The organism is Micromonospora sp. NPDC049801, assembly GCF_040656575.1.
GTDB lineage: Bacteria > Actinomycetota > Actinomycetes > Mycobacteriales > Micromonosporaceae > Micromonospora.
Genome location: NZ_JBFAMS010000003.1, coordinates 122791 through 142952, shown reverse-complemented (window position 1 = coordinate 142952; position 20162 = coordinate 122791). Strand labels below are relative to the sequence as shown.

Sequence of the window (20162 nt, the reverse complement as noted above, 5' to 3'; positions counted from 1 at the left end):
ACCCTCCCCCGAGTCTGCCGCACGGACAGACCGGCGGCGCCGGCCGTTCGACAGGATGCCTGACGATCGTTGCACAGGCAGTGTCGGTAGTCCGTACGGCCCACACGGGTGTCGGAAACCGGCCACACCGCTGGACGAGGTGAGCGTACGGCTGATTGGGCTTGGCGCGCGCGAGTCGGATCTGTCAGCATCACCGGCATGCCCGTCGCCCGTCGTACCCTGCTCGGGGTTGGCCTGGCCGCTGCGACCTCCGCTCTCACCGGCTGTGGCGACAGCGGCGGTGAGTCGGCGGGTGGGGCCGACCCGGGCGGCACGGTGACGGCCACCGACGCGGCGGGGAACAGGGTGGGATTCGGCGCGGCCGGGAAGCCCACGGCCCCTTCGTCGGGCACGCCGAGCGCCTCCCCCACGGCCGGCGCGGGCGTGCCGGGCAACCAGGCCCGGTACGCCGCGGACGTGACCGCGTTGCTGCGGCGACACCTGCCCGCCTCGGCGCAGACCGTCACGCACCACGGCTTTCCCGGTGCGGTCGCTCTCGTGCTGGTGAACGGGAAGACGACCGTGCACACGGCGGTCGGGGAGGCCCTGCGCTACGCGGCCGGCCCGAAACTGCTCGCGGCGAAGAGCCGGGTCGCGATGCGCCCGGACTCCATCTTCGACCTCGCCTCGGTCACCAAGGTCTACACCGCCATCCTGCTGCTGCAGCAGGTCGACAGGGGCCGTGTCGACCTGGGCGCCCCGGTACGCGACTACCTGCCGGGGTTCACCGGCACGGGCAAGGACCGCGTCACCGTCGAGATGCTGCTCACCCACACCAGCGGCCTCCCGGTCGGCGCCAAGGTCACCGGTCTGCCGGACAACGCGGCCCGGTGGAACGCGGTCCTCGCCACACCGCTGGTATCGGGCGCCGTGCCCGGGGACACGTTCCGCTACTCCAGCGTCGGCCTCATGGTCGCCGGCAAGATCGTCGAGAAGATCACCGGCAAACGCCTCGACCAGGCGCTCAAGGCGAACCTCACCGGCCCGCTCGGCCTGCGCGACACCGGCTTCGCCCCCACGACCTGGCTGTCGGCCAGCGAGAGGGCGGCCCGGATGGTCGCCACCGACGCCCGCTCGTCCCGCGGCCTGCTCCGCGGCACCGTGCACGACGACGTCGCCAACCACCTCGGGGGCGTCGCCGGTCACGCGGGGGTGTTCGCCAGCGCCAGCGATCTCGCGGCGGTCGGCCAGCTGCTCCTCGACGGTGGCACCTACCAGGGCCGCCGGGTCCTCGCCGCCGACACCGTGCGCCGGATGCTGACCAACCACAACGCGGGCAAGCCGGCCGTCGACCCGGAGCGTCCGCACCGCACGGCCGCCCACGGTCTCGGCGTCGTGCTCAACCAGCAGTGGTTCATGGGCCGGCTCGCGTCGGGTCGCACCTTCGGCCACACCGGGTTCGCCGGTCCCTCACTGCTGGTCGACCCGGGCCGCAAGCTGGTCCTCGCCCTGCTCACGAACCGGGCCCACCCGAACTGGTCCTGGGCGAATCCCGATCCGGTCCGCGCGGCCGTCGGCGACCTCCTCGCCTCGTCGGTCACCTGACCGACGCCATCGGCGGTCAACCCGCCATGGCGGCCGGCTCCCGGTCCCGACGACGCCCCGCGTAGCTGACGATTCCCAGGCCCAGCCCGATGACCGCCAGGACCAGGCCCACCCGGGCCGGCGCGAGGTAGCCGAGCCCGGCGGCGATGCCGACGCTGCCCAGCGCCGCGCCCAGGCTGTTCGCGATGTTCATGGCGGACTGGTTGAGCGCCGCGCCCATCAACTGGGCGCCGGGGGCGACCGTGATGAGGCGTGCCTGCAGGACCGGACCGAGGTAGAGACTCGTCGCGCCGACCAGGAACGCGCCGACGAAGAGACCCACGGGGTGCGACGCGACGAGACTGAACACGCCGATGCTGACGATCATCGCCACGAAACCGATCATCTGGCTGCGACGCAGGTCCCGATCGGCGAGCCAGCCGCCCAGGGCGTTGCCGACGGTCATGCCGAGGCCCACCGCGACCAGCACCCAGGGCACGGTCGCGGCGGAGAGTCCGGCGACGTCGGTGGTGACCGGCGCGATGTACGAGTCAACCGCGAAGAACCCGGCGAAACCGATCGCGCCGGTGGCCGCGACCAGCCAGACCTGCGAGGTCCGCAGGGCCCGCAGCTCGGCGGCCGGCGAGCCGTCCGCCGCCGCGGCGACCTCCGGCACGACCGCCAGCACGGCCAGCAGCGTGAGCAGGAAGACACCGGCGATGACCAGGTACGCCGTACGCCAGCCGGCCGCCTGCCCGAGCCGGGTGATCAGCGGTACGCCCACCACGTTGCTCACGGTCAGGCCACCGAGCACGGTGGCGAAGCCCCGCGCCTCGTTGCCGGGACCCATCAGGGTCGCGGCGAGCAGGCCGGCCGCGCCGAAGTACGCGCCGTGCGGCAGCGCGGCGACGAACCGCGCGACCAGCACCAGCTCGAAGTTCGGGGCGGTCGCCGAGGCGATCGTGCCGGCGACGAAGAGGACGAGCAGCCCGAGCACGAGCCGGCGGCGGGGCAGGCGCGCGCTGAGCGCGGCGATCAGTGGGGCGCCCACGACGACGCCCAGCGCGTACGCCGTGATCATCCAACCGGCCCGCGCGACGGCGTCCGACGAGGATCGGGCGTAGTCCTGGGCGAGCAGGTCGCGTGCCATCTCGGGGAGCAGGCCCATCGCCACGAACTCCGTCAGGCCGACCGCCACGCCGCCCAGTGCCAGGGCGGCAAGCGCCGCGAGGCGTTGACCTCTGCTCAGTGCGTTCACCGAGCGAATTTAGCAACAGCGTTGCGTAATAGAGTGGCGAGATGACGCGGACCACAGCGGACGTGACGTTCCTGCGCGGCTACAACCAGGCGCAGGTGTTGGCCGTGGGGCGTACGGCACGGACGTTCGAACGGTCGACCGTCGTCGCCGCCACCGGCCTGACCCCGCAGGCCGTCTCCAAGGTCATCGCGCGCCTGGGCGCCGACGGCCTGATCCGCCCCGCCGGTGTCCGCCGCCCGGGCGTCGGCAAACCCGCGCTCGTCTACGAGCTGGTCCCGGACAGCCGGTACGCGATCGGCGCGCACGTCGCCCGGCGCACGCTGCGACTGGTCCTGGTCGACCTGGCCGGCGCCGTGCGCCACTCGACGGTCCGACCGCTGCCCGCGGACTTCACCCCGGAACAGCTCCTCGACGCCCTGTGCGTCGGCATCGGAACGATCACCGCGGACCCCGCGCTACGGGACCGGCTGACCGGCGTGGGCCTCGGCATGATCGGCCCCCTGGACCACGCCAACGGGCTGGTCCGGGACGCGCACGGCCTACGGCACTGGCACGACGTACCGCTGCGCGAACTGGCCGAGGCGCGCCTCCGCCTGCCGGTGCACCTGGACAAGGACGTGACCGCCGGTGTCACCGCCGAGGCGTGGCGGTACGGCGCGACGTTCGGCGACGCGGCGCTCATCATGGTCGAATCCGGCATCGGGGGCGGTTTCTGGCTGGGCGGCGCGGCCCATCGGGGGGCGCACACCAACGCCGGCGAGTTCGGCCACACGGTCGTCGACCTGGACGGGCCCGTCTGCGTCTGTGGACGCCACGGCTGCCTGGAGGTCGTCCACCTCCGTGCCGTCGAGACGGGGGACGTCCCGCGTGCCGCCCGGGTCCTGGCGATCGGCGTCGTCAACCTGCTCCAGACCCTCGACCTCGCCCACGTGGTCCTCGCCGGCGCGGATCTGCTGCGCCACGCCGAGGTCTACCGCGCCGCCGTGGAGCAGGCCGTCCGTACCGACGTGCGGCGTGCGGACTGGCTCGCCCCGAGCGTGACCCTCTCCAGCCTCGGCGCGGACGTGATCGCCGCCGGGGCCGCGATCCAGGTCCTCGACCAGCAGTACGGCGTCCCGGCGCTGGCCCCGGTCAGCTAGACGAGTAGTGCCTAACCTCGCTGGGGCGCCGGGCGCGGCCGGTGGCCGGGGTGACCCTCAGTCACCCGCGTGGGGGCGGATGCGGCGAGCCGCCGAGCCAACCTGTACACCTTTCGTGACCACCGAGGTATCGGAGGGTGATGCCGCGTCGGGATGCTGACGGCATGCGCAGAAGACGAGCCCCATGGGTCCTGTTGTCATTGCCGCTGCTCAGCCTTCTTACCGCCTGCAGTCCACCCGACGAGCCTGTTGTCGCGCTAGCCGTCCACGATGGTCGGCCGGTAGGTGTCCTGGTGACCTGCGGCGGGATGTCAGCCCGGGTCCGTGTCTACGAGGACCCCCCGGACGACGGGACCGAGCGTCCGCTGGTCTTGTGGGCCGCCAGCGGTCGACCCACAAGCGGGACCGTGGAGGTTGTCCTGCTCGGTCAGCCGCCGGATGGCTGGGAGGTCGAGGAGGCTACCGACTTCTTCGCCGAAGGACTTGGCACAGTGGTGGACGTCGAGCCGCTCACCGAACTCAGGCCCGAGGTCACCTACAGCGTCGGGGGGTCTGGTGGGCGTGATGCCATCTCGGTAGATTTCACCCTCGCGGATCTCCCGCGAATCGGGCCGGACCAGGTGCTGGCGCCGAGCGGCCGGGATTCGACGAAGATCGTTTCGCGGAAGACCTTCCTGCGCAAGGCCCGCGCCAGTTGCTGACGACATGGGCGTCGCCGTGCAGTCGTTACCGACCCCTGCGTGTCGTACGTGACCTCGTACCCGCTGAGCGACCCCGGGACCGAGCGGTCACCTACCGCGGGACGGCGTCCGTGTAGACGCAGCCGTTGCCCGGGTCCTCGCTGGCGCTGATCACCGCGTCGAGGCGATCCCGGACCTGGACGAGTTGGTCGATCTGGTGGGTGATGCGGTCCCGTTCGGCGTTCAGCAGGGCACGGGACTGCGGGGTGTTGACCTGAGCGTCGACGCAGGGCAGCAGATCCAGGATCGTCCGGCTGGACAGACCCGCGCCGTACAGCGTCTGGATGAGCTGGACGCGGTCGATCGCTCCCTCGCCGTAGTGGCGCTGGCCGCCGCCGCTGCGCTCGGGGATCAGCAGCGACTGTTCCTCGTAGTAGCGCAGGGCGCGCACCGACACTCCCGTGTTGGTGGCGAGTTCTCCGATCCGCACGGCCCCTCCCCCCTCACGTGGTGACGCCGACAACACTTACCTCTGACGTCAGCGTCAGATTCTAGCGTCGTCCACGCGACGGCTGCCAGTGCGACGGCTCCCGTCGACGTACGCCGGCGGACCGGGAGGGTTGGCGCACCCCTCCCGGTCCGGACCACGGCGACGTCCGTCGCAGTCGGTCAGCGGGTGTACGGGCCGTTGACGACGTCCATGATCGGATGCTGGGTCGTCCTGTCCTGCGCCCGGCCGCCGGTCGAGCCGACCGGGTCGGCCCGCCCCTCGCTGACATCGAAGTCGTAGGCGCTCTCCGCGTGCAGGACCTGGTCGATGCCGGCGACCTCGTCCGATCGCGGCACCCGGAAGCCGACCGTCACATCAATGATCTTGACGAGCAGCCAGGTCAGCGCCACCGAATACGCGGCGACGGCGAAGGCGCCGACCGCCTGCTTCCCCAGTTGCCCGGCACCCGCGCCGGCGACGAGGCCGTCGGTGGTGTCGAACACTCCGATGAGCAGCGTGCCGACGAAACCACCGACCGCGTGAACCGCCACGACGTCCAGTGAGTCGTCGTAGCCGAAGCGGTCCTTGAGGCCGACGGCCCCGGCGCAGACGACACCGGCGATGACACCGATGGCGATCGCACCCCAGGTGTTCACGACCGCGCACGCGGGGGTGATCGCCACCAGGCCGGCGACCGCGCCCGACGCGGCGCCCAGGGAGGTGAAGCCACCCTTGCGTACGCGCTCCCAGACGAGCCATCCGATCATGCCGGCACCGGCCGCCACCTGGGTGTTCATGAAGGCGACACTGGCGGTGCCATTGGCGGCGAGGGCCGATCCGGCGTTGAACCCGAACCACCCGAACCACAGCAGGCCGGAGCCGAGCATCACGAGCGGCAAGCTGTGCGCCCGCATCGACTCACGCCTGAAGCCGACCCGGTTGCCGAGGACGAGGAGCGCGCCGAGGGCGGCCATGCCGGCGTTGATGTGGACCGCCGTGCCTCCGGCGAAGTCCTTCACGCCGAGCTTGAAGATCCAACCGTCGGCCTGCCACACCCAGTGGGCCACCGGGAAATACACCACGGTCACCCAGAGCGCGACGAACAGCATCCACGCGCCGAACTTGGCACGGTCGGCGATCGCCCCGCTGATCAGGGCCGGCGTGATGACGGCGAACATCATCTGAAAGACCGCGAACGCGAGCACCGGAATGCTGCCCGTCAACGTGGTGTCCGAGATGCCGCTCAGGCCCACGTTGCTCAGGTCGCCGACGAGTCCGCGTCCACCGACGTCGTCGCCGAAGGCGAGCGAGTATCCGTAGGTCACCCAGAGCACGCTGACGATGCCCAGGCTGATGAAGCTCATCAGCAGCATGTTGAGAACGCTCTTCACGCGAACCATGCCGCCGTAGAAGAACGCCAGGCCGGGGGTCATCAGCATGACCAACGCGGCGCTGATCAGAACGAATGCGGTATCCCCCGCGTCGAAGCCGTCTGGCATCGAGATGCACTCCATGTCGTGGTAGCTGCCGCAGCAGTGCGGCGTGGTGAATGTCGGTCCGACCGCCTCAGACGAGGTCGGCGGCCTCCAGGGCGCTGCAGCAGGTGTCGACGATGAGGCGGGTGACGGTGTACGGGTCGACATTGGCGTTGGGCCGGCGGTCCTCGATGTAGCCCTTCTTGTCGATCTCCACCTGCCACGGGATGCGGACGGAAGCACCGCGATCCGAGACGCCGTAGCTGTACTCGTTCCAGGGCGCCGTCTCGTGCGCGCCGGTCAGACGGGCCTCGACGCCGGCACCGTAACTGCGGATGTGCTCGGCGGGCTTGTCGCCCCGGCCGAGGGCCTCGCAGGCCTCGATGATCGCCGAATAGTTCTCGCGCATGGCGCGCGTCGAGAAGTTGGTGTGCGCGCCGGCGCCGTTCCAGTCGCCCCGCGCGGGCTTCGGCTCCAGGGTCGCGGAGATGCCGAAGTCCTCGGCCGTGCGGTGCAGGAGCCAGCGGGCGATCCACAGCTGGTCGGCGACCTCCAGTGGGGACAGCGGACCGACCTGGAACTCCCACTGGCCGGGCATGACCTCGGCGTTGATGCCGGAGAGGGACAGTCCCGCGGCGAGGCAGTTGCCCAGGTGCTTCTCGACCACGGCGCGGCCGTAGATCTCGTCCGCGCCGACGCCGCAGTAGTAGCCACCCTGCGGAGCCGGGTAGCCGCCGTCCGGGAAGCCCAGCGGGCGGGAGCCCTTGAAGAACGTGTACTCCTGCTCGATGCCGAACAGCGACTCCTGGCCGGCGAACTGCTCGGCCACCGGGCGCAGCAGCGCCCGCGTGTTGGACTCGTGCGGGGTGCCGTCGGTGTTGAACACCTCGCAGAGCACCAGCAGGTGCGCCCCGCCGCGGATGGGGTCGGCGTAGGTGGCGACCGGCTCGAGGACGCGGTCGGAGCTGCTGCCCTCGGCCTGGTTGGTGCTGGAACCGTCGAAGCCCCACGTGCCCGGCGTGACGCCGTCCTCGATGATCTTCGTCTTCGACCGGAGCTTCGCGGTCGGCGCGGTGCCGTCGATCCAGATGTATTCAGCCTTGTACGCCATGGGTCTCTTCTCCTGTGATCGGGCCGGATGGCCCACGAAATCGTGATCGGTGAAACGGGCGGTTCAGACCGCCGCGAGCGGCGCGTCGGTTCGCACGAGGGTGGCTGACGCCGGGCCCTCGCCCACCGTCGACGTGAGCAGTGCGACAACGTTGTCATGTGCTCCGCGTTCGGCATCGGAGAGCGCCGTGCCTCCCCAACGGTCCCGCAGAGTTGGATCGGCCCCCCGGTCCAGGAGGTACTGGACCACGTCGAGGTTTCCGTCGGAGGCGGTCAGGTGCAGCGCCGTCCGCCGGTCGTAGTCGGCCGAGTTCGGATCCTTCCCCGCGGCCAGCGCGAGCCGGACGTACTCCAGATCGCCGTGACTGGCGGCCCACAGCAACCGCGTGGTCGACGCCACCTCGTCCTCGTTCCTGCCACGTCGCGGATCGCGTTTGCCGGAGTCCTCCCCGGCGGCCAACGAGTCGTAGACGTGGAAGTTGAACCGGTTGATGAGTTCCTTGCAGAACGCGACTCCCCGGACGGAGTTGCCGAGCGCGTCGAGGCGGGGCGACCAGACGCAGACGCCCATCACGCCGGGAACCACGATCATGAGTCCGCCGGAGACACCGCTCTTCGCCGGCAGACCGATGGTGAAGGCGAACTCCCCCGAATAGTCGTACATCCCGCACGACGACATCAGCGACAGGCACTTGCGTGCGGTGTCAGCCGAGAAGATCCGCTCCCGGGTGAGCGGGTTGACGCCGCCGTTGGCGAGTGAGGCGGCAACGACCGACAGCGACCGCGCGTCGACCTCGATGGAACAGCACTGGAAGTAGAACTCCAATGTCTCGGTGAGGTCGGTGCCGTCCGGAAAGGCCTGATGCTCGCGCATGAAGTACCCGAGCGCGAAGTTCCGATCCGCCGTACGCCGTTCCGAGAGATAGACGGCATTGTTGAAGCCGACCGTCCCGCCGCCGGCCAAGCTGCGCCACGTTTCGGCGACGTGGTCGAAACGGTCGGCCATCTCCCATCTCGGGCGCAGCAGCGAGCAGCACATGATCGCCCCAGAATTGATCATCGGGTTGTGCGGAAGGCCCTCGTTGTTCAATGTCAGCTCGTTGAACCCGCGACCGCTGGGTTCCCGCCCCACGTGCCGATGGACCTGTTCGGCGCCGTGCTGCTCCAGCGCCAGACAATAGTTGATCGGCTTGCAGACCGACTGGACGCAGAACGGGGTCTCCGCGTCCCCCACGGCGAAACGCTGGCCGTCGGTCGTGCACAACGCGATCCCGAAATTCTCCGGATCGACGCGGCCGAGCTGCGGGATGTAATCGGCTACCCGCCCCCCGTCCACACCCCTGAGGCCCTCGTAGATCGAGAAGATCTCCGTCTGTAAGGCGGCGAAGTCCGGAATGACGAGGTCTCCGCGAAGGGACCTCTCGATGACACCGCCACCCGTCCTGCACCACGCGATGAAACGGGATATGTCGATGCGGGCCGGACCGTCGCCGCTGGTGGCAGACCGCACCTCGACCAGGCGCGGGTCCGTCTCCGAGATGCCTGCGGCGCGCAGCCGGCCGACGAGTTCCGCCGCCGCGACCGTTCCGTCGGTGTCGACCGTGAAGGATCCGAACAACTTCCCGTACTCCGCCGCTGCAAAATCGTCGAAGCCGGACGGCTCGATACGGCGGGACCACGCCTGATCGGGGCGACGTGGCACGGCTCTGGTTTTCCTGGTCGCGGGCATAGCGGGTTTCAACTACTCCGTAATCAATGGTGACAACGTGGTGGCGACGCCATCTCCGGGAGTCGCGCTCCGGTGACGGTCGACCCACCGACCTTTCGAAGACTAGGAGGGACCGGTGTACGACCGCTTGATTCCCTCTTACCTGCGACTGCCGCCCCCAGCCGCTCCATCGGGGGTGCCGGGACACGTGAGTGAATAGGGGCAGCACTACCGCTACGGTGATTTCTCACACACCTTTGAACAGGTTGTGTGAATCCGTTGGGCGCACGCCTCCGATGTCATGGTCGCGCGCACGCGGTCACCCAGCCGTCCGTACGCGCCCGGCTAGCCGCCGGTCCCCCCGTCGTCGACGAACGCGACCACGGCTGCCCAGGCCGGCCCGGCACCTGTCGCGACGCCTCGTGCGGCCGAGGGCGCCGGGGCGGACGACCCCGTGGGAGGCTGGCGACACCGCCGACACCCGCGCGGCGGCGGGGATGGACTGCCGACGGACCCGCCGATTACGTCTTTTCGAGAATCGATATCCAATCGACAGGAGAGACCGTCGCGCAGAGCTGACAGGGCAATCCCGGAGCGATATTTAAGGCATATTTAATCGGCACGGCCGGATAGGCGCAGGGGGTCGACTCGTACTCTTTCTTCTCGGAAGAAAGGTGCACCCTCGTTGACACATCTGCGATCCACCCCTCGACACCGTCGCGCCCTGACCGCCCTGCTGGTGGTGGGCCTGGCATTCACCGGCGGATGCAAGGAGTCCCCCGGCACGCCCGGCGCGTCCGGCCCGTCCAGCGACACCGGCATCGGCTCGTCCGGGGCCGCGACGCCGACGACCGCCCCGGCGGGCGACCCGGCGACCACCCCGAGCGCCCCGGGCACCTCGACCAGCCCGTCCGCCCCGGCCAAGCCGGGCACCTCGTCCACGACCGCCGCCGCGCCCACCACGTCGGGTGGTTGGATCACCGTCGACGCCGCCGCGCAGGCCGCCGCGACGAGGGCGTTCTTCGCGCGCAAGCCGAAGCCGGTGACCGGCAACCCGGTGAAGGTCGCGGAGTTCAACGTCGGCTGCACGGTCAGCCACCACAACAGTGACGACCCGATCGTCCTGCCCAAGCTGGCCGGCGCCTCGCACAACCACACCTTCTGGGGCAACAGGTCGACCGACGCCACCTCGACGGCGGAGTCGCTGCGGGCGTCGAAGGCGACCACCTGCAACTCGCCGGACGACCAGTCGGCCTACTGGGTGCCGACCATGTACCAGAACGGCAAGGTCGTCGACCCGACCGAGGTGACCGTCTACTACGGTTCCCGCCTGAAGGACCCGAGCAAGACCCAGCCCTTCCCGTTCGGCCTGCGGATGATCACCGGCAATGCCAAGAACCAGGTGGACACCCCGGACAAGCAGGGCAACCACTTCTGGTGCGCCGGCATCGGTGGCGAGATCGGCCGCAGCGCCGACAAGACCTTCCCCGTCTGCGCCAAGACCGCGCACGTCGTCCGGCAGATCACCTTCCCGGACTGCTGGGACGGCAAGCACCTGGACAGCCCCGACCACAAGGCGCACATGGCCAACGGCGACCACACCGGGGCCTGCCCGAAGAGCCACCCGGTACCCGTACCGTCGGTGTCCTTCGTGATCTCGTACCCGTTGAGCGCGAACACGAACGGCGTCACCCTCGCGTCCGGCACCTCGTTCTCGATGCACGCGGACTTCTTCAACGCCTGGAAGGACGAGGCGCTGGCCGCAAGGGTCCGCAACTGCCTCGACCAGAAGGTGAAGTGCAACTCCGCCGGCAACTTCTGAACTGACCGGCCGGCGAGTCGACGCCGATCGACGAGGTCTCCGGTGGACGATTCGGGCGACCAGCCCGGACCCGATGCCGGAGACCTCGCGTCAGCCGACTCGACTGCCTACTTGCGCAACAGACCCAGGAATTTCTGCTGCCGTCGGGAACGCCCGGTCGGCGGCGAACTCGCCGATGTAGACGACGGCGGCACCACCGCTCAAGCGCGGACATCCCTGGTCCATCCGAGGAATCGGCGGTGCAGCACACCGGCCGGCGTCCACCGCATGTCCTCGGTCGCCTGCACGAGGTAGGACCCGAGGTAGAGGGCCAACGACACCGGAGCGTCCGCATACTCCGCGCGCAACTCGCGCTTACAGATCGTGCAGGGCCAGGGCAGGCCGCAGCCACCGCAGCTCCAGATCGGCATGACCGGGCCGTGGGCGGTCATCGCACACCGGCCAGGAGGCAAGCGATCATCGTCGATGTCTGCCGACTGGTCGCCCATCCGCCCTGCCAGCAGGGGTACGGCGCGAGCCGCGTCCACGACGTCCGGCAGCCGTTCCACCTGTCGTACGAGCCCCGGATGTGAACCGCGATGTTCGCCTCTCGCCGCCCACTGCTCACTGCTCACCCTCCTGGGGCCAGTGGACACGACTGATCGGAATCCGGTGCCGGGCACGGCAGGGCAGGTCTGCTCCGCAGCGGCAGACGTGTCGCCAGAGCCGCCACGACCACACCGGCCGATGCCTGCGGGCGAGCGTCAGCGCGGTGGCCGAAAGGTACTCCTCATAAGAAACGCGCCGCACCGACCTCTCCCTCGTTCGAGCACGAGGAGGGCTCCCTGCCCTCGAAGCTGAGGGACGCGGCGACCAGGCGATACCCGCACCGCCCGCCGCATCCCGTGAGCAAGAAGCTACGGTGGGTCGCGGAACGGAATGGGTAGAGTTCCTACCCCTGGATCACGAGAGAAGCCCGACCTTGACTGCGAGGTCACGGGCGTCGTCACGAGTGGAACGTGGGCCGTCGAGCAGGTCCACGGTGATCTGGCGGGCGTACCCGTTGAAGCGGATGGTCTCCGGTGCCGACTCGTACGCCTGCCGGAGGGTCGAGACGGCCGCTTCCGTGTCGTTCTTGCCATGGTGCGCCCGCGCGACCTCGATGAGATGGCGCGCCCGGCGCGGCCTCGACGGGATCGCCGCGGAGTCATGACGGCGCGCCTGTCTCACCGCCTCACCGGACTTCTGCAACTCCACCGCCACGGTCACCGCATGAGCGCCCATGATGACCTTCGAGAACGATGTCTGCGGCTGATAGAAACCCGTTGGCAGGCGCTGCGCCACTCGATCCGCACGATCCCAGTACCGCCAGGCCCTACCTTCCTCACCAGCACGGGCGGCGGTGTAGGCAGCCTCGAAGTTCAACGCACCCCAGAGCGCCAACAGGTTCGTGTTCCCATCGGCCGCACGGGACTCCAGCGCCGACAGGAGGTTCACTGTCACCGCCATCGCCGTGTCCCAGTCACCGGCATCCCGATGTACCTGGCAGAGGAACCACCCCGCGCACGCCACCGCCTCCGGGTCGCCAGACTCCTGCGCCGCCACCATCGCCCGGTCGGCGACCCGCCACAACAACTCGGCTGCGGGCTGATACGCGAGGAACATCTGCGCCAGGCCGAACGTCTCCGCCAACAGGGCCTGAGCCTGCCGACGCTCGTCACCCTCGTACGCCAACGCAGCACGCTGCACGTCGCGCAGCAACCCCGGCAACAATCCGCCCAACACCGTACGGTGATCCGACGCCTGATGACGCGCACGCCAGGCCATCGCGAGCCGATCCCTCAGTCTCGTCAACGACTCCGGCGAGATCTCGTCGAAAGCTGCGAAGCGGTTCACCGCGTCCCGCACCGACGCCAGCGCCGGGTGCTCCGGCCCATTGACAGCAGCAGACCGCGCCCCCAACTCGCCGGCAAGGACGGACACCTCGACCTTCAGAGCACGCGCGATCCGGTCCAGCATGTGAATACGGGGCGGCAGGATCCGATCGGTCTCCACCGCCTTGACCCACTCGGCACTGCGACCGACCAACCCACCGAGCACCGCGCGGGTTTTGCCCGACCGCTCGCGGTAAGCCTTCAACCGCTGCCCGAAGGTCAGTTCCGGCACGAGATCCATCCCGAACCTCCTCGTAGCGCGACAACACCAGCCGTATCCAGGGCCGACGTTGCCTCAACGCTACCGAGCGGCCAAGTCCCTCATAACCCCCTCGCTGGCAAGTTCTGGGCGCTCCGACACCCCACCCGCAGCTGTCTCCGGGGTCGGGGTCGGGCTGGTGCTGGTCCGTCGCAGCCCCACCCGGCTCGCGACGGTCCGGGCCGATATGACGGCGGTGACCGGTCACCCCGAGGGGTGACCGGTCACCGTCACGTCGATCGGTCAGAGCTTCGCCGCGCCCGCCTCGGTGGCCTCCTGCACCGCCGAGGTACGACGGACCTCAGCCCGCTCGTCGCCCGCGTCCTCCCGGTCGGCGGCGGACATTCGGGCCGCCCGGTTGGCGGTCGGCGCGGCCTGGTCACCCGTCACGCCGCCCCGGATGCGGTTGTTCGCCGCCACCTGCGCGGCCGGGTCGTTGCCCGTCACCGTCAACTGGCCGTTGATGATGTTGTCGTCGACGGTGACGCCACCGGTGGTGTTGGTGACACTGACGTCCGCGCCCCAGTAGCCGCCCGACGCGCAACTGTCCAGGGTGCCGTTCGGGCCGAGCTGCACGCCGCCCAGGTTTCCGGCGAAGGTCGCCCGACCCTGCACGGCGCTGCCGCACACCACACTGCCGGTGGCGCTGTTGAGCACCGAGAGGGTGCCGTCGACGAACGAGTCGTGCACGTCGGTGTAGTACGTGCCGGTGCTGCTGACGTTGCGCGTCACCTGGGTGCCCTGGTCGAGGCGTACCTCACCGGCGCCGACGGTGACGTTTCCGCCGATCGTCGACGCCTCGGCGAACAGGAAGCTGTCGATGGTCGCCGAACCCTTCGGCCGGACGGTCAACGCGCCAGTCCGGGCGTCGGACAGGAAGACGCCGTAGCCCCCGGCGGCCAGCACGACCTGGCCGTCGACGGTCGTCTCGGTGGCGTCGAGGTAGCCGTCGGCGGCGATCCGTACCTCACCGCTGACCCGGCCGCCGGTGACCACCAGGTTGGCGCCGGCGGCGACGGTGACGTTGCCGGTGATCGTGGTGCCGGTCAGCGCGCAGGACTCACCGGCCGGGACGAGCAGGTCGTTGGGCACGGTCACCGCGCCGCCGGTGCCGATGCAGTGGGTGACCAGGTCGGCGTGGGCGGTGGGCGCCACGGCCAGCACCGAGGCGGCGATGACGGCGCTCACGGTGGCCAGCTTGGCGACGGTACGTCCGGGCATCGTGGTTCTCCCTCTGAATGAGATGCGGGGGCTCATGCGCCGACGTCCGATCGGGCCGCGGCCCGGACGATGGCGCCCTGCTGGCGCTTGCTGAGCGTTCCGGCGGTCACCAGCGCGGTGGTGACCGCCTCGACGTGCCGGACGAAGTCGGCGTGGCCGGGGTAGTCGGCGTGTTCGTCGATGAGATCGTTGATGGTGCAGCCGTCACCGGTGTCGATGTTCGCCACGCCGGTGTCGACACCGTCGATGACCACCGTTTCCCGCGTGTCGGAGGCGGGGCAGGCGTCGGTGCCGTCGGCCACGACGGTGAACGTCACCGACTGCTCGGCGGCGGTGTTACCGGCAGTGTCCGTCGCCCGGTAGCGCAGGGTGTGCGCCCCGACGGTACGGACGACGACCGGCGCGGTGTACGCGGTCCACGCGCCGCTGTCGAGGGCGTACTCGGTTCGCGCCACGCCCGAGTCGGCGTCGGTGGCCGTGACGGTCACGGTCGCGCCGCCGACGTACGCGCCGTCGCCGTTCCGGTCGCCGGCCACCGTGGCCGTCACGGTGGGTGCGGTGGTGTCCTCGGCCGGCGGCGCGACGACGGTGAAGTGGGCCATCTGCTCGGCCGAGGTGTTACCGGCCACGTCGGTGGCCCGGTAGTGCAGCATGTGCATCCCGGTGGCGGTCACCACGACCGGGCTCGTGTACGCCGTGAAGGCGGCCCCGTCGAGGGCGTACTCGATGGTGGCGACCCCCGACCCGGCGTCGGTGGCGGTCAGCGTGGCGGTGGCCGTACCGACGTAGTTGCCGTCGCCGTCGCGGTCGCCGGTCAGCGCGGCCGTGACCGTCGGCGCGGTGGTGTCCTCCTCGGTCGGCTCGACGACCCGGAACGACACCGAGCCGACCGCGCTGGTGTTGCCGTCCCGGTCGGTGGCGCGGAACTGGACCGAGTGGTCGCCGACCGCGTTTACCTGCACCGGCGCGGTGTACGGCTGAAAGCTGGTGTCGTCGACCTGGTATTCGACGGTGTCCACACCGGAACCGGCGTCGGTGGCCGTGACGGTCACCGTCGCCGCGCCCACGTAGTTGCCGTCGCCGTCGCGGTCACCGGACACGGCGGCGGTGACGGTCGGTGGCGTGATATCGCCGCCTCCCCCGCCGTCGGTGACCACCAACTCGCCGACCATCTGGCTGTGGCCGGGAATCGAGCAGAAGTAGCGGTAGCGGCCCGGCGTCAGCGTGACGGTCGCCTCGTGCCGGCCGTTGTTGGCGTCGAACGGACTCGCCAGGATGTTGAGCGTGACGTCGTGGTTGTAGCCCTCGGTGGACGTGTCGAAGGTCAACGTGTGCGGCATTCCGGTGGTGTTGCCGGTGGCCGCGCTGTTCTCCCAGACGATTGTCGTCGCGCCGGCCACCGCGGTGGTGGGGACGGACTTGTAGCGGGTGGTGTTGTCGTCGGCGGTCCAGGTGAGCACCTGGTCCGCGGCGGCGCGCGGGGCGGCGGAGGCGGGTGGCGCGGCCAACGGCGCGACCGTGAGCAGGACCGCCGCCAGCGCGGCCGTGAGTCGTCGGATCATCGTCTCTCCTAGAGTTCGCGCACGCGGATGTTGCGGAACTCGGTCAGGTCGTTGTCACCGTGGTTCTGCAGGCCGATGAAGCCGCGCAGGAACTGCCGCAGGTCGGTCGGGGGGTCGCCGGCCCGGGAGGACTGCTTGCCCGGCGTGTTGTCGAACTCGTTGATCACCACGCCGTTGCGGATCATCGTGTAGTGCTGCCCGACCACCCGGATCTCGTAGTCGTTCCACACGTTCTTCGGGGTGATGCCGGCCTGGGCGAGCGGCACCGGGTCGAAGTTGTAGACCGAGCCGGTCTTCTGCGGCTCGCCGCTCTCGCCGTCGTAGATCTGGATCTCGTGTCCGCAGTAGATCGCCATCCAGGCGGTCGAGGTCCGGGCCGAGCCGATGGTGCCGCAGCTGCCCGCTGGCCGCTGCTCCAGCGGCACCCGCAGGTCCGGGAAGCGGATGAAGACACCGGTGTTGGCCCGGTTGGTGCCCGGCGCGATGTCCTTGAACTGCACCTTCAGCGAGAAGTCGCCCAGCTCCCTGGTGTGCCAGAGCATGCCGAGGCCGCCGCTGGAGCGCAGCGCCCCGTCGGGCTGGATGCTGAACGAGCCCGTCGGGGCCTGCTCCCAACCGCGTAGCGACTCGGCGGTGCCGTCGTAGAGCGGCTCGTACCCGGTGCGACCGTCCCGGCCGATGTCGGAGGCGGCGGCCAGCCGGGTGAGCGTGCCCGCCTCACGGGTGTTGAGCAGGCCGTCGTCCTGCAACGCGCGGGTCACCGCGCTGACGTGCCGGACGAAGGCGTTGTGGTCGGGCCAGGTGCTCTCGTCGTCGACGAGGTCGTTGATCGTGCAGCCCTGCCCGACCGTCCGGCTGGGCACGCCGGTGTCGGTGTCGCCGAGCCAGACCGTGGCCCGGGCGTCGGGCACCGCGCAGCCGACCGTGACGGTGGTCCGCACGGTCGCCGTCGCGCCGTCGGCGTACGTGACGGTGAGCTTCGCGGTGTAGGTGCCCACCTTGGCGTACGTGTGTCGGGGGTCCGCCTCGGTCGAGGTGCCGCCGTCGCCGAACTCCCACCGGTGGCTCACGCCGCCGGACTTCGAGCCGGTGAAGGCGATCGTCAGCGGCTTGTTCTGCACGGCCACCGAGGTCGCTGCGGGCGCCGGGGTGGGCGCGCCACCGGTGTAGGTGACCCGGATCAGCTTCTGGTTGGGGCTCAGGCTGAAGAAGCCGCCTCCGTAGTCGAGCAGGTAGAGCGCGCCGTCCGGGCCGAACTTGGCGTCCATCCAGCTCTGCAACCGGTTGTCGCCGTTGCCGCTGGGGATGATGGCCCGCAGCGACTCGGCGTACACCGGCGGGGCGGCCTGCGGCACCCCGGCCTCGTCGACGGTGACCGCGACCCGGTTGACCGGGTTCGACTGGTCGCCGATCAACCACTTGCCGTCCCAGTGTTCCGGCCAGGCGACGCCGCTGTCGGTGTCGACCAGGCTGCGGTGGTACGTGGGGCCGGACATGATGGCCTGCCCGCCGCCGCGCAGGTACGGCTGAGTGTAGGTGGCGTCGGCCGCGACGTAGGTCGGAAGGCCGCTGCCGTCGGTCCGCTTCGGGAAGACCGGGCCGCCGCCGTCCGGCGAGTACCAGATCATGTTGTCCCGGGCCGCCGGGATGTCCTCCAGTCCGGTGTTGCGCGGCGAGGTGTTCTTCAGGTTGTCGCAGTCGTACCAGCCGGTCAGCACGCTGGCGTCGGTGTTGCTGCGGTCCCGGTACGGCTGCCGGTTACCCATGCAGTACGGCCAGCCCTGGTTGCCGGCCGAGGTGATGATGGTGGCCGTCTCGTACTTCGCCGGACCGAGGGTGGGGCTGGGCGACGAGGCGTCCGGGCCGACCCAGCCGGCGGTCAGCCACTGGTGCACCGGGTCGATCTGGAGGCGGGCGATGTTGCGCACGCCCATCACGTAGATCTCCGGGCGGGTCTTCTCCGTGCCCGGCGGGAAGAGGTTGCCCGGCGGGATGGTGTACGTGCCGTCCGCCTCCGGGTGGATCCGGATGATCTTTCCGGCGAGGTCGTTGGTGTTACCCGACGTACGGCGGGCGTCCTGGAACGAGGTCCCCTGGTACTCCTCGGTCCAGTTGTTGCCGGAGTAGCCCTGCGACCCCTCCGAGGAGTTGTTGTCGCCGGAGCCGACGTAGAGGTTGCCCTTGGCGTCGAATGCCATGCCGCCACCCGCGTGGCAGCAGCTGTGGATCTGCACCGGGAACCGCAACAGGTCCTTGCGGGTGCCCTGGTCGATCGTCTGGGTCGTCCGGTCGTAGGTGAAGCGGGAGATGGTGCGCTGCCCGACCCGTTTGACCCGGTCGATCGACTCGTGTGGCATCCAGTAGACGTAGAGCCAGCCGTTCTCGGCGAACGTCGGGTCGGGCACGATGCCGAGCAGACCCTCCTCGTTCTTGACCAACTCCGAGCCGCTGCCCCGGTTGCCCATCACCTCCAGGGTGGTGAGCAGCTTGACCTGCTTGCTGCGCGGGTCGTAGGAGTGGATGGTGCCGCAGCCCAGGCCGACCTTCGGATCGTTCCAGTCCGCGATCGGGCCGCTCGGGCAGGCCGCCTTGCCGACGTAGAAGACGGTGCCGTCGGGGGCGATGGTGAGCCCGTGCGGCTCGCCGATCTGGTCGAGCTGCCCGGTCTGGTTCGCGGCGGTCAGCCGTTCGACCTTGTAGTTCGCGGCGATCGTCGCCTGGCAGTCACCGCGTACGCGGCCGGTGGTCCAGTTCAGCGCCCCGGTCAGGTGCGCCCGGAACGCCTCCTCACCGTAGCTGCCCTCGGTGTGGCCCATGCCGGTGTAGAACGACCGCCCGCCGTCGTAGTCCCGGCACCAGGACACCGGGTGGAACGGACCGTTCGCGCCCGGACCCGGGTCGTAGTGCCGCTCCTCGACCTGGGCGAGGGTGTGCACCGCCCCGATCGGGTTCGTCTCCCAGTTGTCCCAGCGGTCCGACCGGGTGAGGGTCAGCGGCAGCGACGCGGTGGCCGGGTGTTTGCGGTCCAGGATGTCGACCACCGCCCGGTTCACCGGGGTCGGCGGCGGCGCGGTGGCCGTGCCGGTGAACAGCCGCAGGTCGGCGAGCTGGATCAGCGGCTCACCGCTGTTGGCGGTGATGTTCAGCCGGTAGCGGCTGAACTCCTGCGGCGAAGCGATGTCGAACCGCCGGGTCTGGAACCGTTCGGCGAACGTCTGGTTGGTGCGCTGGTCCAGATCGGTCCAGCTCTGGCCGTCCGTTGAGCCCTGCAGGGTCCAGTCCTTCGGATCCCGCCCGACGAAGTCGTTGGCCGACGTCAGCGCGTACCCGGTGATCCTCTTCGGTGCGGCCAGCTCGTAGGTCACCCAGGCCGTGGGCGTGCGGACCAGCCACTTCGTGTTGGCGTCGCCGTCGGTCAGCTTCTCCTTGGTCTCGGTGGGCGGGTTCTCGCCGCTGGCGGTCACCCGGGCCACCGGCTCGGCCACCGGGATCGCGCCGGCCGGGCGGGCGCCGATCAGGCCGGTGAACCAGGTCGAGTCGACCTGCGCGCGGGCGGCGTCGGCGATGCCGACGAAGCCGCCGCCGGCCTTCAGGTAGGCCTGGAGCGCCAACTCCTGGTCGCGGTTGAGCGCGGCGCCCGTCGCGGAGAGGAACACCACGCTCCGGTACGCGGACAGCTTGGTCGGAGTGAACACACCCGGGTCCGTGGTGGCCATGACATCGATGTCATGACTGGCCGCAAGTTGTCGGATGGTGTCCACCGCGCGCGCCACCGGGTCCTGCTGTTCGGCCACCGGCCCGTGGAACACGAGCACGGCCGTGCCGCTCTGCTGCGTCGGCGCTGGCGCCGCGCTCGCCGCTCGCGGCGCGGCTGCCGCCGCCGATGCCGTGGTCGTGGCCGGGATCAGCGTGGCGAAGGCCGCTATCGCGGCGAGGGTACGTCGTAGGTCTCTTGTCATCCC

Annotated in this window: 13 protein-coding genes and 1 pseudogene; 4 read left to right on the top strand and 10 right to left on the bottom strand. The window is 70.0% G+C overall.

Translation table 11 applies throughout. From position 1 onward, the window contains the following. Positions 1-198: 198 nt before the first annotated feature. The gene (locus AB0I89_RS06460; RefSeq protein WP_357121175.1) at positions 199-1584 is read left to right on the top strand and encodes a serine hydrolase domain-containing protein; all 1386 of its coding nucleotides are present in this window, start codon (positions 199-201) and stop codon (positions 1582-1584) included. Between the two features lie 16 nt (positions 1585-1600). Here AB0I89_RS06460 and AB0I89_RS06455 read toward each other — a convergent pair whose 3' ends face one another. Next, positions 1601-2821, bottom strand: coding sequence for an MFS transporter (locus AB0I89_RS06455; RefSeq protein ID WP_357121172.1), 1221 nt, complete (start codon positions 2819-2821; stop codon positions 1601-1603). A gap of 41 nt (positions 2822-2862) precedes the next feature. Between AB0I89_RS06455 and AB0I89_RS06450 the strand changes: the two genes are divergently transcribed. Both AB0I89_RS06450 and AB0I89_RS06445 read left to right on the top strand, forming a co-directional pair. Then, on the top strand, positions 2863-3960 hold the full coding sequence (locus tag AB0I89_RS06450) for an ROK family protein (protein WP_357121169.1): 1098 nt from the start codon (positions 2863-2865) through the stop codon (positions 3958-3960). A 407-nt stretch (positions 3961-4367) separates the two neighbouring features. Beyond that, the gene (locus tag AB0I89_RS06445) at positions 4368-4661 is read left to right on the top strand and encodes a hypothetical protein (RefSeq protein WP_357121166.1); all 294 of its coding nucleotides are present in this window, start codon (positions 4368-4370) and stop codon (positions 4659-4661) included. 91 nt (positions 4662-4752) lie between these two features. Here AB0I89_RS06445 and AB0I89_RS06440 read toward each other — a convergent pair whose 3' ends face one another. The 4 genes from AB0I89_RS06440 to glsA all read right to left on the bottom strand — a co-directional run bounded on the left by AB0I89_RS06440 (position 4753) and on the right by glsA (position 9417). Next, positions 4753-5130, bottom strand: a complete 378-nt coding sequence (locus AB0I89_RS06440; protein ID WP_357121163.1) for a MerR family transcriptional regulator — start codon at positions 5128-5130, stop codon at positions 4753-4755. Between the two features lie 179 nt (positions 5131-5309). Next, positions 5310-6629, bottom strand: coding sequence for an ammonium transporter (locus tag AB0I89_RS06435; protein ID WP_357121160.1), 1320 nt, complete (start codon positions 6627-6629; stop codon positions 5310-5312). Positions 6630-6696: 67 nt separating this feature from the next. Beyond that, complete coding sequence (gene glnII, locus AB0I89_RS06430) at positions 6697-7716, bottom strand: glutamine synthetase (protein WP_357121157.1); 1020 nt, start codon at positions 7714-7716, stop codon at positions 6697-6699. A 63-nt stretch (positions 7717-7779) separates the two neighbouring features. Then, positions 7780-9417 (bottom strand): glutaminase A, encoded by a 1638-nt coding sequence (glsA, locus tag AB0I89_RS06425; RefSeq protein WP_357121154.1) that lies wholly within the window; start codon positions 9415-9417, stop codon positions 7780-7782. Between the two features lie 691 nt (positions 9418-10108). On the opposite strand from glsA, the gene AB0I89_RS06420 reads away from it, so the two are divergent. Beyond that, the gene (locus AB0I89_RS06420; protein ID WP_357121151.1) at positions 10109-11245 is read left to right on the top strand and encodes a DUF1996 domain-containing protein; all 1137 of its coding nucleotides are present in this window, start codon (positions 10109-10111) and stop codon (positions 11243-11245) included. Between the two features lie 215 nt (positions 11246-11460). Here the strand turns inward: AB0I89_RS06420 and AB0I89_RS06415 are convergent. The 5 genes and pseudogenes from AB0I89_RS06415 to AB0I89_RS06395 all read right to left on the bottom strand — a co-directional run. Then, a pseudogene (locus AB0I89_RS06415) lies at positions 11461-11676 on the bottom strand (hypothetical protein); the annotation flags it as partial. Between the two features lie 511 nt (positions 11677-12187). Beyond that, positions 12188-13399 (bottom strand): helix-turn-helix transcriptional regulator, encoded by a 1212-nt coding sequence (locus tag AB0I89_RS06410; protein ID WP_357121148.1) that lies wholly within the window; start codon positions 13397-13399, stop codon positions 12188-12190. A 261-nt stretch (positions 13400-13660) separates the two neighbouring features. After that, positions 13661-14638, bottom strand: a complete 978-nt coding sequence (locus AB0I89_RS06405; protein WP_357121145.1) for a hypothetical protein — start codon at positions 14636-14638, stop codon at positions 13661-13663. Between the two features lie 32 nt (positions 14639-14670). Further along, positions 14671-16200: a plastocyanin/azurin family copper-binding protein gene (locus AB0I89_RS06400; protein ID WP_357121142.1), complete on the bottom strand. Its 1530-nt coding sequence runs from the start codon at positions 16198-16200 to the stop codon at positions 14671-14673. 8 nt (positions 16201-16208) lie between these two features. Further along, positions 16209-20159 (bottom strand): ThuA domain-containing protein, encoded by a 3951-nt coding sequence (locus AB0I89_RS06395; protein ID WP_357121139.1) that lies wholly within the window; start codon positions 20157-20159, stop codon positions 16209-16211. Positions 20160-20162: the final 3 nt, after the last annotated feature.